This is a genomic window from Polyangium jinanense, from assembly GCF_028435265.1.
Classification (GTDB): Bacteria; Myxococcota_A; Polyangia; order Polyangiales; family Polyangiaceae; genus Polyangium; species Polyangium jinanense.
Map to the genome: position 1 here is coordinate 1 of NZ_JAGTJK010000024.1, position 16,157 is coordinate 16,157.

The 16,157-nt window shown below is 67.7% G+C and carries 13 protein-coding genes; 7 read left to right on the forward strand and 6 right to left on the reverse strand.

Annotated features, from left to right (window positions below):
* Positions 1–166: 166 nt before the first annotated feature.
* Positions 167–646: a Mut7-C RNAse domain-containing protein gene (locus KEG38_RS32795; protein ID WP_272423992.1), complete on the forward strand. Its 480-nt coding sequence runs from the start codon at positions 167–169 to the stop codon at positions 644–646.
* A 10-nt stretch (positions 647–656) separates the two neighbouring features.
* On the opposite strand, the gene KEG38_RS32800 is transcribed toward KEG38_RS32795, so the two are convergent.
* Positions 657–1,208 carry a BP74-related protein gene (locus KEG38_RS32800; RefSeq protein ID WP_272423994.1) on the reverse strand — a complete coding sequence of 184 codons (552 nt, stop codon included), beginning with the start codon at positions 1,206–1,208 and terminating at the stop codon, positions 657–659.
* Positions 1,209–1,410: 202 nt separating this feature from the next.
* On the opposite strand from KEG38_RS32800, the gene KEG38_RS32805 reads away from it, so the two are divergent.
* Both KEG38_RS32805 and KEG38_RS32810 read left to right on the forward strand, forming a co-directional pair.
* Positions 1,411–2,193 (forward strand): peptidoglycan-binding protein, encoded by a 783-nt coding sequence (locus KEG38_RS32805; RefSeq protein WP_272423996.1) that lies wholly within the window; start codon positions 1,411–1,413, stop codon positions 2,191–2,193.
* Positions 2,194–2,256: 63 nt separating this feature from the next.
* Positions 2,257–3,891 (forward strand): hypothetical protein, encoded by a 1,635-nt coding sequence (locus KEG38_RS32810; protein ID WP_272423998.1) that lies wholly within the window; start codon positions 2,257–2,259, stop codon positions 3,889–3,891.
* A 4-nt stretch (positions 3,892–3,895) separates the two neighbouring features.
* On the opposite strand, the gene KEG38_RS32815 is transcribed toward KEG38_RS32810, so the two are convergent.
* Together KEG38_RS32815 and KEG38_RS32820 are read right to left on the reverse strand one after the other, a co-directional pair.
* Positions 3,896–5,164 (reverse strand): acetyl-CoA acetyltransferase, encoded by a 1,269-nt coding sequence (locus KEG38_RS32815; RefSeq protein ID WP_272424000.1) that lies wholly within the window; start codon positions 5,162–5,164, stop codon positions 3,896–3,898.
* Between the two features lie 138 nt (positions 5,165–5,302).
* Positions 5,303–5,818, reverse strand: a complete 516-nt coding sequence (locus tag KEG38_RS32820; RefSeq protein ID WP_272424002.1) for a hypothetical protein — start codon at positions 5,816–5,818, stop codon at positions 5,303–5,305.
* 719 nt (positions 5,819–6,537) lie between these two features.
* Between KEG38_RS32820 and KEG38_RS32825 the strand changes: the two genes are divergently transcribed.
* The gene (locus KEG38_RS32825) at positions 6,538–7,479 is read left to right on the forward strand and encodes a hypothetical protein (RefSeq protein WP_272424004.1); all 942 of its coding nucleotides are present in this window, start codon (positions 6,538–6,540) and stop codon (positions 7,477–7,479) included.
* 25 nt (positions 7,480–7,504) lie between these two features.
* Here the strand turns inward: KEG38_RS32825 and KEG38_RS32830 are convergent, their stop codons facing one another.
* The 3 genes from KEG38_RS32830 to KEG38_RS32840 all read right to left on the reverse strand — a co-directional run bounded on the left by KEG38_RS32830 (position 7,505) and on the right by KEG38_RS32840 (position 11,042).
* Positions 7,505–8,491 (reverse strand): hypothetical protein, encoded by a 987-nt coding sequence (locus KEG38_RS32830; protein ID WP_272424006.1) that lies wholly within the window; start codon positions 8,489–8,491, stop codon positions 7,505–7,507.
* A 121-nt stretch (positions 8,492–8,612) separates the two neighbouring features.
* The gene (locus KEG38_RS32835; RefSeq protein WP_272424008.1) at positions 8,613–9,206 is read right to left on the reverse strand and encodes a hypothetical protein; all 594 of its coding nucleotides are present in this window, start codon (positions 9,204–9,206) and stop codon (positions 8,613–8,615) included.
* A gap of 351 nt (positions 9,207–9,557) precedes the next feature.
* Positions 9,558–11,042 carry a multicopper oxidase family protein gene (locus KEG38_RS32840; RefSeq protein WP_272424010.1) on the reverse strand — a complete coding sequence of 495 codons (1,485 nt, stop codon included), beginning with the start codon at positions 11,040–11,042 and terminating at the stop codon, positions 9,558–9,560.
* A gap of 205 nt (positions 11,043–11,247) precedes the next feature.
* On the opposite strand from KEG38_RS32840, the gene KEG38_RS32845 reads away from it, so the two are divergent.
* Genes KEG38_RS32845 through KEG38_RS32855 form a run of 3 tightly spaced genes read left to right on the forward strand, consistent with a single transcriptional unit; the run spans position 11,248 to position 15,905 of the window.
* On the forward strand, positions 11,248–12,984 hold the full coding sequence (locus KEG38_RS32845) for a MopE-related protein (protein WP_272424012.1): 1,737 nt from the start codon (positions 11,248–11,250) through the stop codon (positions 12,982–12,984).
* Positions 12,985–13,014: 30 nt separating this feature from the next.
* A complete protein-coding gene (locus KEG38_RS32850; RefSeq protein ID WP_272424013.1) occupies positions 13,015–14,844 on the forward strand; it encodes a hypothetical protein in 1,830 nt (609 codons plus the stop codon).
* Positions 14,841–15,905, forward strand: a complete 1,065-nt coding sequence (locus KEG38_RS32855) for a multiheme c-type cytochrome (RefSeq protein WP_272424015.1) — start codon at positions 14,841–14,843, stop codon at positions 15,903–15,905. Before KEG38_RS32850 ends, KEG38_RS32855 begins: the two co-directional genes overlap by 4 nt.
* Positions 15,906–16,157 lie beyond the last annotated feature (252 nt).

The following is a 16,157-nucleotide window of genomic DNA, read 5'->3' on the forward strand; positions in this document are numbered from 1 at the left end:
CGATGAACTGCGCATCGCGCAGTTCATCGACCCCGAGTCCAGCGCTTGCGCTGGTCCGGGTCCAGGGGCGGACAGCCCCTGGTGGGGCCTGGGGCAACGCCCCAGCGCAGCGCCTCTCAGACGGGTGACCTTTCGCTCGGCCCTCTGCGGCATACAATCCGGCCTCGTGGAGCCGCGATTCTTTTGCGACGCGATGCTGGGAGGGCTTGCGCGGTGGCTACGCGCCGCGGGCTACGATGCCGCGTTCGAGCAAGGGATCGACGACGGGGTCCTCGTTGCGCGGGCCGGGGAGACCGGGCGCATCCTTTTGAGCTCCGACGGAGGCATCTTCGAGCGCACGGCCGTCCGGGAAGGGCACGTCCGCTCGCTCTTCGTGCCGCGCGCGCTGGGTTTGTCCGGGGAGCTCCGGTTTGTCCTCGGCGCGTTCTCGCTCCCGCTCCTTCCGCCGCGGTGCATGACCTGCGGCGGTGCGCTCGTCGAGCTCACGAAGGATGAGGCGCGCGCCGAGGCGCCGCCGAGGACGCTTTCGAGGATCGAGACGTTTTACCGCTGCGCGGGCTGCGGCAAGCTGCTCTGGCGAGGCTCGCACTGGGAGCGCATCGCGCGCGTGCTCGCCGAGGCGGAGGCGGCCGCGCGCGTGCGCTGATGCGGCGTGCTCAGGGCGTGCCTGGACGAACCTCGACGTTCGTGACCTTCGTGTTCCACGGGCAGTATTGCTTGACCTGGTCGATCCACTCCGCCGTGTGCTCCTCGACGTACTCGGGCGTCCCGTCGCAGAGCTCGATCGTGGCGTCCACGAACGTGGCCTTCTCGGGGTCGACGTGGAAGGTCCACTTCGGATCGCAGTCCTGCCCGTCGATGACCTCTGCGAAGTTCGGGATGCGCGTCGTGCCCTGCTCCTTCAACTGGATCGCCTCGTCGATGAAGGCCTGGTTCGTGATCCAGACCGTGAGCGACTGCCCCACGACATCGAACGTCACGAGCGCGCCGCCCGTCCGATCCGCGCAGAGCGCGCTGCCGCCGCCGCCTTGACCGCCCTGCCCTCCGGCGCCGCCTTGACCGCCGGAGCCGCCTTGACCGCCCTGACCTCCGGCGCCGCCTTCACCGCCCGCGCCGCCCTGCCCTCCGGCGCCGCCATCGCCGCCCGCGCCGCACTGGATGTCGCACGTTTGCGCCTCCTCGCAGCCCTGGAGGAACGCGGTGGTCACGGCAAGCGAAAGTACCATTGCAAGCGAACGAATCTGTTTCATGCCCTCCCTTCAGCACGCTCTGTGCCAGCGGAAAAATCGATTCTCGACACACCTTCGCCGCACCGCGTCTGGCCTCGGCGCCGTACCTGGCACAACCTGGGCCGGAACGAGGGCTTCGACGTCTTGCGGTGCGGGCGGGGTTTTCGTTTAGAATGCGCCCATGCACCCCACGCTTCGGCTCTCGGCAGGTTACGCCGACAAATCCCCGCACCTGCGGGACGAGGTGAAGATCCTCCAGCGCGCGCTCGTGGGCTGGGGGTTCGACGTGACGCCCGACGGGCAGTTCGGCCCCGGTACGGAGCGGGCCGTCCGCTCCTTTCAACGGCGCCAGGGGTTGGTCCCGGACGACGGCATCGTGGGGCCGAGGACCTGGGAGGCCTTGCTGCAGAAGAAGGCCACGCCCGTCGGCACGTCGGTGCGCGACACGCCCATCATCACGGGCAGCGAGTGCTTCCCGCTCAGCAAGCTCCCCACGGTGAACTGGACGAGCTCGCCGCGATCGTTCGGATCACGCCGGAGCGGCGGCACGCGTGCGCATGCGGGCTGCGACCTTTACGCCTCGCTCGGGACGTGGATCCACGCCATCGCCGACGGCGAGGTGATCCAGGGCCCGTACCCGTTCTACTGCGAGACGTACGCGCTCGAGGTGCACCACGGCTCGTTCCTCATCCGCTACGGCGAGATCCAGCGGTTCACGACCGTGAAGGCAGGCGACAAGGTCAAGGCCGGGCAACGGATCGCCAAGGTCGGGCACCTCGTCGGCATCAAGGTCCCGAGCGACATGCTCCACCTCGAGATGTACAAGGGCAACCTCTCCGGCGCCCTCACGCAACGCTCGGGCGGAGCGAAAACGGCGGACGGCGCGGCCTTCCAGCGCCGCGCGGACCTCATGGATCCGACCCAGCACCTGCACCGCTGGGCGAGCAATTTGCCGCACGATTGACGCGGATCCGCGGGGCGGACGCGCTGCTTGCCAAGCGCTCTGGATTCGCTGTACCAACGTTCCATGCGCCCGCTCCGCCCGTCCTTCGCCTTCCTCTTCGCGTCGCTCCTCGCCCCCACGCTCGCTGGCTGCGGCGGAGATGAATCGCCGCCCGAGGGCCCCGCGCGCACGCCGATCGCCGACGATCAAGGCAAAGCGACGAACCTCTCGTGCCCCGGGGCCGCCGGGTGTGAAAAGGCCGAGGGCGACCTCTTCGTCGGCGCCTCGGCGCAGAAAATCACGCCCACGATCGAGACCTGGACGGACACGAACGAAAATGGCCAGCGGGACGAGGGCGAGGCGTACGAGGACGCGAATGGCAATGGCAAGTGGGACGGCATCTGGCTCGCGGGCTTCAGCAATGGCCGCGCCGCGACGGGCGTGCACGACGACGTCTGGGCGCGCGCGGTCGTCCTCGAGCAAGGCGACGTCTCCGTGGGCATGGTCTCGCTCGACCTCGTGGGGTATTTCCAGCAATACGTGCTCGACATCCGCAGGGCCGCGTCGGCGGAGGGGCTCGATTTCGATCACATCCTCGTCGCCTCCACGCACGTGCACGAGGCGCGCGACACGATGGGCATGTGGGGCCGCGACCCGAGCACCACGGGCATCGATCCGGCCTACATGGATCACATCGTCAAGCAAGCCGTCCTCGCGCTGAAGGAAGCGAAGGCGGGCCAGAAAAAGGCGAAGCTCGTGGCCGCGCAGGCCGAGGCGCCGGAGCTCGTGAACGATACGCGAAGGCCTTTCGTGATCGATCAGAACATCACGACGCTGCAGTTCCGGGACGAGAGCGACGCGGTCCTCACGAACGTGGTGTTCTGGGGCAATCATCCTGAGGCGCTCGGATCGGACAACACCCTCGTCACCTCGGATTACCCGCATTTCCTCCGCGAGACGATGGAGGCGAAATGGCCGGGGGCGCCGACGGTCTTCTTCAATGGCCCGCTGGGCGGCCTGACGACGACGATCGGGATCGTCGGCTGCCCGGATTTCAGCGGGATGGAGACGTGCAAGCAAGGGACGTGGGAGCGCGCGGAATACGTCGGCAAGGGCGCGGCGGAGGCGGCGATCGCGGCGCTCGAAGGCGCGAATACGACGAAGGACGAGGCGCCCTCGCTGGAAGTGCACCGCCGGTCCTTCCTCATGCCGGCGACGAACACCTCGCTCGCCATTGCGGTCCTCTCGGGGCTCATGCCGCGCGAAATCTACTGGTCCGATGGCAAACGCGTGGTGGAAGAGGAGCGCCCGGGCATCGGCGTCGGGCTCTTGCTGAATGGCGACGTGGTCATCGCGACCGAGGTGAACGGCATTCACATCGGCCCGGTGGCGATCGCGACGGTGCCCGGCGAGCTTTACACCGAGCTCTGGCTCCAGAAGCCGGACGGGAGCTCGTACATCGAACAACCCGAGGGCGCCGATTACCCGGACGCGGTCCCCGAGACGCCGATCCAGGCCGTCCTGCCGAAGGACTCCATGAAGGTGATGGTGAACAACGCGAACGACGCGGTCGGCTACATCATCCCGCTCCCGCAATGGGACGTGCTGCCGCCCTACGATTACGGCGACAACGACAACGAGTACGGCGAGGAGAACTCGTCGGGTTACCAGGCGGCGCCGATGATCACGAGCGAGTTCGGCAAGATGTACGAGAAGTGAAACGTCACGCCCGCCCGACGACGAGCACCACCGCCGTCGTCGCGCTCCCGCCGATGTTCAGCGTCGCCACGCGCTTCGCCCCCGGCACCTGATTCTCTCCCGCTTCGCCCGTCACCTGCTTCTGCGCGTCGAGCAGCATCCGCACGCCCGTCGCGCCCACGGGGTGGCCGATGCCCATGAGCCCGCCGCCGGGATTCACCGGTAGCTTCCCGCCGCGGAGCACCGTGCCGTCCTCGATGACCCGGAACGGCTCGCCCGCCGGCGCGATGCCGAAATGGTCGATGCCCATGTAATGCGAGATCGTGAAGCAGTCGTGGACCTCGACGGCCGAGAGCGCGCTCGGGCCTTCGATCCGCGCCCGGGAGAACGCGTCGAGCACCGCGCCGCGCACATGGGGGAACACGTACGGCTCGCCACGGCTCCCCTCGAGTTTGTCCTTCATGCTCATTCGTGCCGTCCGATGCCCGTACCCCTCGATACGCCCGAGGCCCTCGAAAGGCACGCCGCGCCGCCGCGCCCATTCGGCCGCGTACTCCGCCGACGCGAGCACCACGCAAGCGGCGCCGTCGGTCACGGGGCTCGCGTCGTAACGGCGCGTGCGGCCGGCGATCACCGGGTTTTCCTTGTCGTCCTCGGCGAGCGCCGCTTCCGAGAGCGTCCACTTGCGGGTCTGCGCGTTCGGGTTCTTCAGGGCGTTCTCGTAATTGTTCCGCGCCAGCGCCGCGAGGTGCTCGCGCCGAAGCCCGTAGCGGCGATCGTATTCCTCGGCCACGTGGCTGAAGAGCTCCGGCCATGGATACGCCACGCCTTCCGTCTCGCGCGGCACCCAGGCGGCCGCGCCGAGCTTCTGCTGCGATTCGAAGCCCGGCAGCACGCGCATGAGCTCCACGCCGACGACGAGCGCGACGTCGTATCGCCCGGCCTGCAGATCCGCCATCGCCGCGAGCACGGCGACGCCGCCCGAGGCGCAAGCGGCCTCGTGCCGCGTGATGGGAATTCCCGCAAGGTCGGGATGCACCTCGGCGACGAGCCCGCCGAGATGGCTCTGGCCCGTGTAAAGCTCGGGGATGAAGCTGCCCACGTGCCCCACCTCGACCTCGCGCGCCAGAACGCCTGTATGTGCGAGCGCGAGCGTCGTCGCCTCACCGATGAGGTCGACCAGGCCTTTGCCCTCACGCGTGACATTTCGAGCGAAATCGGTCTGGTGGCCGCCGAGGACGAAGACCGGGGGCAGCGCGCGATCACGCGGCGCGACGCGGGGGGAAGTCGTCATGGTGAGACGACTCTACGGCGCGCGCGGCCCCGGCGGCAAGGGCGTCCATGTGCGTGCCCCGGGACCGGCGCGCCGACCTGGATATCGGCCATCATCCCCGCGCGTGTTTGGCACGACGCGCGCGATGGTGCTCGCGCATCACCAGAATGCGCCGGGTCCGCCGCAGGGGCCGCAGGGGGGGGCGATGCCGACGCCGCCGCAGGGGCCGCAGGGGGGGGCGATGCCGATGGGACCGCAGTTCACTTCGAAGGGGTCGTCGCAGGGGCCACCGCCCCAGATGCCGATGCCGCAGTCGCCCCCATAGAAGCCGCCGACACAGCCGCCGCCCCAGCCCCCGATCGGGCCGCCGCACGGTGCGCCACAGAGGCCGCCGAGGAATCGGCGGCCATAGTATCGGCCCGCCCCCCACCCCCAGGTCGAGAGGGCCGCAGCATCTTCCGCCGTGGCCTCGTCGTTTGCGTCCGCAACGGCGGCGTTCTCGTCCGGCGCGGCCAGGGTGTCGTCCGCAGCATCGGCGCTTTCGTCCGCAACGATGGCCCCTTCGGCGGCGATATCGTTCTCGGTGTCGGCTTCGGACATCTCCGTAGCGCAGCCCGTGCAAAGCATGGCCATCGAGGCAGACAGCGCGAGCAGCAGCGTCCCGACCTTCGACATGGAATGCATAGCGGGTGACCTCCCGTTTCTCTTGGCTTCCTGGACCTCTCCGACGAGGCCGCTTCACGATGCTCGCCTCGTGCGCAGGTCGGCCAGGTGCCCATTTCCTTCGGGCCATTCGCTGGGATGTCCAGTCGTCTGGGCCACGCCCATTCAAGAAGGAAAAACAGACGACAGGAATGCGCGCTGCCCGCGCGAAGGCGGGAGCTTCAGCGGGACGGAAACGGGAGCGGGGATCTCGGGATCCCGCCCGGGGACGGAGATCGTACCGTCGTGCTCGGCCTTTTCAGGGCCATGCCGTCCTCGCCGTCTTCGCGCTTCGCGCTCTGGGCGTTCCTCATACCGGTGACGAATACCTTGCAGGCCATTGCAGTCCTCTCGGGGCTCATGCCTGTCGCAGCGGGCTCCTTCGTTCATGTTGGAGGAGCCGGCGCGCGTCCCGGAGGCGACCGCCGCTTCGACGCGTGCTGCCCCTTCTCCCGTCACGCAAAGCGCACCTTGACGAATGCCTGCATTCGATGCGAAGACAAGATATGCACCTCGCTCATTCCATTCGCATCTCCGCCGCCGCGTATTTTCTCCTCGCCGCTGGATGCGCTCCAGAATCGCGAGAATACTCCGCCGGGAGCGCAGGAGGAGGTGGCGGCGCGGGCGGTGCGGGCGGCGCACCGGCTTCTTCTTCGTCGTCCGCGGGCGGCGGAGGCTCGTCAAGCAGCGGCATGCAATGCACCGACGATGGCGAATGCGCCCCCGGGTATTGCGGTGGCGGCGCGTGCGTGCAGCCCGAGCTATTCGCGTCGGGGCAGAATTACCCGAGCTCGCTTGCGCTCACGGCGGACGAGGTCCTGTGGACCAACAACACGGGCGGTGAGGTCATGCGCCAATCCAAGGCCGGCTCCGTGCCCGCGCCTTTCGTGAAGGGGCAACAGGCTCCGAGCGAGCTCCTCGAGCGCGATGGGGTCCTCTTCTGGTGCAATACCGAAGGCAACTCGATCGGCACGGCCAAGCTCGACGATCCGCCCGGCGGCGTCGGGCAAAAGGCCCTCGACATCGACTCGCCGCGGCGATTGGCCACCGATGGTGTGACGTTCTTCATCGCCACCCCCGATCTCTTGCTCCGCGCGCCGGTCACGGGCGGGCCGATCTCGGACCTCGTAACCGACGTGGATTGGTACGGCATGCTCTCGCAAACGGTAGGCATCGCGCATCACGAGGGGATGGTGTATTTCAGCGAGTATCTCGGCGGGCGTGCCGCGCGCGTGCCTGTGGCAGGCGGCATTCCGGACGTCCTCGCGCCCGGCCCTGGCATGCTCGGGACGATCGCCGTCGACAAGAGCGGCGTCTACTGGATGAGCGTCGAGGCGACCGGCACGAAGCTCTGGGTCTCCGACCACGCGGGCGTCGGCGCGACGAGCGTCTTTCAAGGAGAAAAGGTCATACCGTTCTCGCTTCCGAAGGTCGTCACCGACGACGAGGCCATCTATTTCAGCATGGATCCGGAGAGCGGCGGCGGCTCGGCGCTCCGGCGCAAGACGAAGGTTGGCGCGGACGTCGCACGTGTGCTCGCGAGCGGGCAAGAGGTGATCGTGGACATCGCGGTGGACGCGACGCACCTTTACTGGATCTCGGGGTCGTCCATTCTGCGGATCGCGCTCCCCTGATCGGCGGACCTGGCGAGCCGAACTGCTAACGGCCCCGGCCCAGGATCGCGTCCACGGTCTCGACGTCGATCTCGGGGTTGAAGCTCGCTCTTTCTACTTTGTTGGGGCGCAACACCACGAAATCGGGGTGATCGGCGCGCGAGTTCTCGGTCCACGCGCCTCCGCGCACGATGAAACGACGCCCCTCCCACGCGCCGTGGAGGTCGTAGGTATACTCGCGGGTCGTCACATCCATACCCACGTAATCGTATGTCTTCACGTCGGGGGTGGACACGAACAGGACGGTACGGACGTGCACGACGTCGCGCGCCCTCGCGTCACGCGTGATCTTCGTGATGGCCTTGTACACCGGCAGGTTCCAGACCTCGTGCCCGGCGTCCCTGTCGATGATGAACGGACGCCGATTCTTGAAGAGCTCGACGACGAGGACTCGATGGAACGTATGCGGCAAGATGTCCGCGTAGACATCGTCCCACTCGCCGTCATTGCGATCGCCGATGGTGGGCGTGTCGGTCACGGCCTCGTACGTCTTGAGAAGAAGCGCCTTGAGGTCACCCACTTTGAAGCGCAGCGAACCGTGGACCATCGGCTTGTTCGGCTCGGGCTCCATGATCGAGGCGAGCGCCCACGCAAAGCATAGACCCGACCATGTATCGGCCCGCGCGTCGTACAGCTTATCGCGCTCGTAGGCCGCGGCCTTCGTCGTCTTGCGCTGGAACGTGCTGTTGTAGAGGTCGTACTTTTGGAGAGGCGAGAGCTCTCCGTTCTTCTCCGCGAAGAGGAAATCCTCCGCGGTCGGGAACCACCACGAGGACCAGGGCTTGGTCGTTGCTTCGGCGGAAAACTCCCCCTCCGATACCACGAGGTTTTTCCGGGTGCTCCCACGTCTCTCGGTGACTTCCTCCACGGAAATCTCGACATCGCTGTCTTCTTCCGGTGCGACATCGCCGCACCCAGCGAGCGTACCGAACAACATCAGCAAGAGGGCAGCATGATGGACACGAGACGCCATGGTGGAACTCCTCTGTGCAAACGAGCGATTGTCGCGTTTTGGACTCCAAAGGCTACAGACGGGAAGAGCCGGAAAGGCTGACCGCTCGGCGGTCCGCCTTCCCGGCGTGAGACGGCTCCTTCTACCGCTGCGGCGTCTGCGTAGCAGCCTCACCGCAGGTGTTCACGACATTGCCGGTCTCCCTCGCATTCACGAAGGACCACGCTCCCTGGGCTTCCTTCAGCTTGGCATCGCACAGCTCGGCGACGCTGCTGAACGACAAGAGCTCCCTGCAGTCGGAGACGGTCACGTCACGCTTGAACGTGGTCTCCATTTCGGTGAACTCGCGACAAGGAGCCTGGACCACGATGGTCTTCCCGTGCTCCTTGTTGCCCGTGTCGCTGACGCAGGCCTTTTCGCAGCTCATCTCGGCGTAGGTCGAGCTGCTCACCCCGAGCTCGATCGGCACGAGGAACTCCCTCTGCTTCCATGTGAGATCCGTGCGCGTGCACGAGATGCTGAACCACTTCGGCTCCCTCTGCCAGCCCATGGATCGCGGGTCCCCGCACCTGTTTTGGATTTCCTCGAAACTGAAATGCTTGGCGCAGGTGGCGTCGGACTCGACGGGCCGATAGCCTTCCTGTCCGGCGAGGGCCTCCGAGGTGGTCGCGTCCACGAATGCGAGAGAACCGAATGCGACGGCAGTCAGACCGATGGCGAAAATGCGCTTCAACATGGCTTCCTCCGGTTTGCGTGGAGAGGGCGCCCGCACCTCGAGAGCCCCCCCACGCGCAGCGTCCGCGATGCAATCGTTCTGCCGCGGGCAAACCCGGACGAACGTGATGTGGAGGCCCGCGCTCCTCCGGACAGGCCAGGATTGCCTTGCCTCGGACGGGGTCGTCAGGGGGCGCAAATTGCTCCGTGGGTATGCCCCGCCCAGGCGCGGCGGGCGTTGGGCTCCCCGCCGGCGGCGCATGCGCCATCCTGGAGGACCAGGTGGGGGAAGACCCGGGACGTCGTAAGGTCCGGGCGGCAGAAGGGTGTAGCCGGGGACGTCGTGCGGGGCCCTACGAAGGCCGCCTCAGCCTCAATGCGAATGCGCCTGAACGGGCGTGCCGACCTGAATATCGGCCATCATCCCGTTCTCGCTGTGCTCCGAGATGTGACAGTGCACCATCCAGCGCCCGTGGTTCTCGAAGTACGTGAGAATCGTGGCGGTCTCGTTGCCGCGCACCTCGACGGTGTCGCGCAGCCCGGGCTCGAAGACGGGTTTTCCGCCGCGCTCGAGGATCTGAAAGAACTGCCCGTGGATATGGAACGGGTGCCGCGGGCTCACGTTGCTCGACAACGTGATCTTCACGGGCACGTTCGGCTCGAATGTCTCGAGCAGCACGTGCTCGTGTCCCTCCCCGACGTAGGACGGCACGCCATTGATGGTGAATTGCACCTGACCGTCCACGACCCCGCCCGAGAGCTTCCATTCGTGCGACGCCGCCTCCACGGACGTCGCGGGCAACGACACCTTCGGGTAGATGGGCTCCGCCGTCACGGTTTCGCCTTCGATCGTGCCACGCGCGAGCTCGAAGGGGGCCTCGACCACGTTGTCGTTCTCGTCGAGCACCAGGACGAGCGCCTCCAGCACGACCTCGGTGGCGTCCGGCTTCGGGCGCACCTCGAAATCGTACCGTTGTCCCGGCGCGATCTCGACGCGTTCGAGCGCGAAGGGCTCGGGCAGGAGCCCGCCGTCGGTGGAGATCACGCGCACGTCGGCGCCCCGGATCCGCAGCCCGTACGAGAGCGCGTTCGTCGCGAGTACGAAGCGCCAGCGCTCGATCGAGCCGCGTGGCATCGTGAACGTCACGGGCCCCTCGCCGCCCTCGCCGTTGATGATCCTGCCATTGGAGAGGAGCCGATTGCCGACGCGCCCCGCGCCGATATCGGGTCCGCTCGTGAGAAAACCCGAGACCTGGTTGTTCGTGGTCCGGAGCCGGATGTCGTCGCCGACGAAGATCCGCTCGGTCGAGAACACGGGAAACTCTCGCTCGTGGACCACGATGGCGCCATAGAGCCCGTATTCGAGCTGCTGGATCTGGTGCAGGTGCGTGTGATACCAGAACGTGCCAGCGTCGGGGACGACGAAATCGTACGTGAAAGACGCACCGGGCTGCACCGGATTCTGAATCACGGGCGAGCCGTCCATTTGATCCGAGATCCGGAGCCCGTGCCAGTGCACCACTGTCTCCTCGGCGAGCTCGTTCTTGAAATGGACGATGACTCGATCGCCGACCCGCGCGTGGAGCAGCGGCCCCGGGAATTGATCATTGTAATTGAAGAGCTGCGTCGGTTCCCCCGGGAGGAGCTGCACGGCGTGGGACCGCGCGACGAGATCGACCTCCAGGATGTGGGGGTCCGGGTTCAGGTCCGGCAGGGGCGTGAGCCCCGATACCTCGGGAAGCGGCGGCAACGCGGGATGAACGACCTCTCCGACGGTCGTGCTCGGCGCGGGCGCATCGCTCCCGCAACCCACGAGGATCCCGACAAGGGCAAACGCGCCCATCGTGTAACGACTCATGGAACGTGAAGCTACCAGTCCCTGGCAAAGATGAAAATGAAAATCGTTCTCATCTTCACAGGCCGAACCATGTGACCTGAGCCACAACAAGTTGCGCCCTACCCTCCACCCCACGTGGTTTGTCCTGCGAAAACATCGAGCCGCGAATCAGCGCTCTTGCAGCCTCCCTCTTGACGTCCCGCGCGTATTCGTGTCCCGTCGGGCCATGCGCACTTCGCTCGTCCTTCCGCTCTGTTTTGGTGTGATCGTCCTCGGCTGTGGTGACTCCGGCGAGATCGGAGAGACCGCCGGCTCAGGCTCGAGCTCGGTCGGATCCGGAGGCCGCGGAGGAATGGGCGGCAGCGCGACCGTGGGATCCGGGGGAATGGGCGGTCTCGGGGGCATGGGCGGCGCCGGCGGGAGCGGTGGCGGCGGAAGCGGTGGCGCGGGCGGAAGCGGCGGCGCTGGCGGTGCCGGAAGCGGCGGCATGGGCAGCGGCGGAATGGGCGGCTCCGGCGGCATGGGAAGCGGCGGAATGGGCGGCTCCGGCGGCATGGGCAGCGGCGGAATGGGCGGCTCCGGCGGCATGGGAAGCGGCGGCATGAGCGGTAGCGGTGGAATGGGCGGCTCGGGCGGCATGGGCGGCGCCCCTCCCCTTTGCGTCCCCGGCTCGGTCGAGCCCTGCTACACGGGCCCGCGCGGCACGCAAAACGTCGGCGCTTGCAAGGCGGGAACAAGGACCTGCAATCCGGATGGAATGGCCTACGGCCCCTGCACTGGCGAAGTGCCCCCCTCCGCAGAGGTCTGCGCGACGGCCGAGGACGACGATTGCGACGGACAAACCAACGAGGAAGGCGTCGACTGCGTCTGCGCCCCCGGCACGTCCATCCCTTGTTATACCGGGCCCATGGGCACCGACGGCGTCGGCATCTGCATGGCGGGAACGCAGCTCTGCAATGATCTCGGCACGGCCTACGGCCCCTGCGCCGGCGAGATCACGCCCGCGGCCGAGACCTGCGCGACGGCCACCGACGACGATTGCGACGGACAAACCAACGAGGAAGGCGCCGATTGCGTCTGCCCCCCGAACGCCGTCCTCCCTTGTTACACCGGACCGGCGGGCACACTCGGCGTCGGCCTTTGCCAGGCGGGGACCGCGATGTGCGACGTGCTCGGCACCTCGCTCGGCCCCTGCATGGGCCAGGTCACGCCCGCGGCCGAGTCCTGCGCCACGACCGGCGACGACGATTGCGACGGACAAACCAACGAGGGCTGCGTCTGCGTCCCGGGGACGACCCAGAGCTGCTACAGCGGCCCCGCGGGCACGGCGGGCGTCGGCGCCTGCAAGGCCGGCACGCGGAGCTGCAATGCGCAAGGCACCGGATACGGCGCCTGCACGGGCGAGGTCCAGCCGCAGCCCGAGAGCTGCATGACGGCAGCCGACGACGATTGCGACGGACAAACCAACGAGGGTTGCGCCGGACAGACCTGCGCGGTCTACCAGGAGAACTTCGACGACGGCACCGCGAGCCCGCTCAGCGCGGGCGTCTACAAGGTCGAGTGGTGCGACGATTACATTCCGCTCGCCTCGAACACGCCGCTCTGCATGACGGGCCGCACCCTCCGGACGAACGAATCCACGATCGATCCCACGATCTGGGTCTACAAGGGTGACGCGAGCTGCACCTCCGTGCGCTTGAATTACACCTACTACCAGTTCGCGCTCGCGAACGTGAACGTTTCCTACCAGCAGAGCAACGACACGATCGAATCCTGCGAGAAATCGGGCAGCTTCACCAGCGTCACCGGCCATAACGCGCTCCAGGCCTGCACGGTGCAGACGCAGATCACGATCCCGTTCGGCAGCTCGAAGGGCGTCTACATCCGCTTCGACCACGGCACGGGGCAGAACGCGCTCTGGATCGACAACCTCTCCCTGGAGCTCGTCGGCTGCGGCTGTTGAGCCTCCGCGCGAGTCGCGTTATCGTCGGGCATGGTCTCCCGCGCCCGTCGCTCGCCCTCCCCTGCCCTCGCCGCGCTCCTCGCCGCCCTCCCGCTCGGATGCGGCGCGCCGCAAACCCCGGCAAAGGTCGACGCGAACGCCCCGAAGCCCGCGGAATCCCCGGCCCCGCTCGCGAGCACGGCGCCGCCGCCCGAAGCCGCGCCCGCCACGAACGAAACGCCGAGCCCCGCCCCCGAAAAACCCGCGCGGCCGCCGAGCCCCTTTTACCCCCTGATCGTGCACGGGCAGCCGAGCTTCCGGATGTTCGTGCTCCCCTCGTTCATCGCTGCGATCAGCGGTGATTACCTCTCGACGCCCATTCGCATCGACGGAAACGGCGCCCGGGTCGATGGAAGCCTCTACGCCGGGCTCAAGGGCCTCGGCGAGCAAAATGCATTTTACGTCATGTGGATCACGGGGGATCTGCCAAAGCACGGCAAGCTCGGGCTCAACCTGCCCGGCGAGCGCGGCGGCGAGGACGTCTTTTACTCGTGGAAGGGCTCGGCCTGGGCCCGCGACCCGGACAAACCCATGCCACCCGCGGTCTCGTCCGCGTATTATATGGGCGGGATCTATTCGAGCGCGCCCTGGGGCGATCGGGCGCTTTACGAGATCAACGATCCCAACCTCGACGAAGCCAAGCCCATCTTCGTGCTCGGCCCCGGCGGAAGCAGCCCGCCCGTGCCCGAAATCGCCAAGGGCACGGGGCGCTGCAAGACGAAGCTGCTCGGGCATGCAGACCTCAGGGCATTACCTTCGGGGGACCTGATCGGCTTCGGGAAGGAGTGCCGTGAGGGAGACCAGCCCTCGTTTTACGGGCAATCGGGCGCGGGACCGCTCGCCGTGGAGCGCTGGCCCAAGGGATCACGCACGTCGGTGATCGATGTGCTGCCGGGCTCCGACGTCGTGACCTCGCTCCGCCCCGGCTCGCGTTTTTACGTGCTCGGCCCGAACGACGTCCTCGCCGTGGCCCTGCCCGGCGACCGCGGGGCAGCCTACGCGGCGCACTGGAATGGCAAGAGCTGGAGCGACATCTCGCCCGGCGGCAGCGAGAGCGTGAACGACGCCTTCCGCACGAAAGACGGCTCGCTCTGGCTCCTGCGCGAGAAGGGGCTCGATCGATACACGTCCGGGAAATGGACGACCTTCACGCCCGGCGGCATACACAACACGATCGAATGGGCAAAGGTCGGCCCGGACGACAAGATCTGGGCCGGCCGCTCCGAGGAGCTCTTGACCCTCGAAAAGGACGGCTTCCGCGTGATCCCGCTGCCGGAGCTCGATCCCCGGGAGGAAGGCACGCCGATCGACATCCTCTTCCGCGGCGACGAGATCCTCGTCCCGGCGCGCGCCGGCGGCCAGGTGACGGTGCTCTCCACGAAAAAGCCCACGAAGGTGCTGGATCTCGACGCCCCGGACGAGCCCGCGGAAGGCGCGCCGCCGCCGCGCCCAGCACCCAAGACCGAGCTCCACGCCTTCTCCCGCATCACGCCCGGGACACCGGGCTGCAAGGAGCTCTTCGTCGTGCTCTACAAGCTCGCGAAGGTGGCCCCGCCCGATTACGATTTTCCTCTGACCCGCGCCGCGCTGAAGGGCCACACCGAGCTTTCGAGCGTGAAATTCGCCGAGACCGAGGACGCGGGGCGCCGCTATTTCGTGGCCTTCGTGCCGAGTTTTTCCATCGGCCAGAAGCTCGTGAAGACCGTGCAGGAAGGTGTAAAAAACTCGACGCCGCAGCTCCTCTGCGGCAAACCCGCCCGGACGAACCGCGATATCCGCATCGACCTGCGCACCGGGGAGATTGTCAAGGCGAACCCATGATCTCCGGAAGGATCGTCCTCCTCGCCACGCTCGCCTCGGGGCTCTTCGGGCTCGCCGCCGCGCAATCAGCCGAGCCACCGAGAATGCCGGGGCCCGCGCCCGTGCCACGCCGCGCCCACGCGGCCGAGGAGAACACCCGCTGCGAGGGTTGCCACGCGGATATCGCAGCGGAATGGCGCGCCTCGCTGCACAAGAAGGCCCACGACGATCCGGCATATCAACGGGCCCTCGCCATCGAGCCCCTGCCCTTTTGCCGCGGCTGCCACGCGCCGGAGGCCGATCCGATGCGCGATCCGCCGCCCGAGCTCGGCTCCCTCGGCGTCGCGTGCACCTCGTGCCACGGCGACCTCGCGCACGTGCTCGCCGCCCCGCGGGAGACGCCGCGAAGTGCGCTGCATCCGGTCGCGCGCGACGCCGCCTTTGCCTCGGCCTCCGCGTGCGCCCATTGCCACGAATTCTCCTTCCCCGATCCCGATCGCCGCTTCGCGCCGCTCTTCATGCAATCGACGGCGAGCGAGCATCGCGCCTCGCCGTTCGCCGGCCAAAGCTGCGCCGAATGCCACATGCCCCTCGTCGGCGAGGGCGCGTCGAAGCACCGCAGCCATCGTTTCCCGGCCTCACGCGATCCCGCGCTCCTCCGCGCCTCGGCCCGCATCACGGCCTCGCGCGGAGGCACGGGCGCGGTCGTCGTGCGTATCGAGCCCCTCGCCCTCGGGCACGCATTCCCCACCGGCGACCTCTTCCGGCGCCTCGCCATCCGCGCCGAGGCCGTGGGCCCGGAGCAAAGCGTGCTTTCCGAGAACGTCCGATACCTCTCGCGGCGCTTCGGCCGCGGCAAAGGCCGCGACGGCCGCTCCATCAAGGTGCTCACCGGCGACGACCGCGTGATGCCCGGCGCGCCAACCGTCGTCACGCTGTCGCTCGGCGAAAAAGCGGAAGGCGCGCCGATCCTCTGGCAAGTCGCCTACGAGCGGGTGGAGCACCCGATTGAAGAGGACTCGGATCAGGCCGTCGTGGAAGGCGAAGTCGTTCTCGCCGAAGGGACGCTCGTGCCGCCCTGAGGTGGTGCTCGACAGCGTAGCGCCGGGGTTTCACCCCGGACCCGAGCAGGGGCTATCCGCCCCTGCACCCGGACCAGCGCAAGCGCTGGACTCGTGGTCGATTTACTGCGGACCCCCCCGGGCTAAGACCGGGCCGGGGGAAGACTGGCGACGACCTTGCCAGTCAAAACCGCAGCGCCGACGTGTCTGCTGGAGGCTGGGGCAGCGCTGCCGTCTTGGTTGGCAACGTGGTCCGTGGCCTTGCCCCGGACC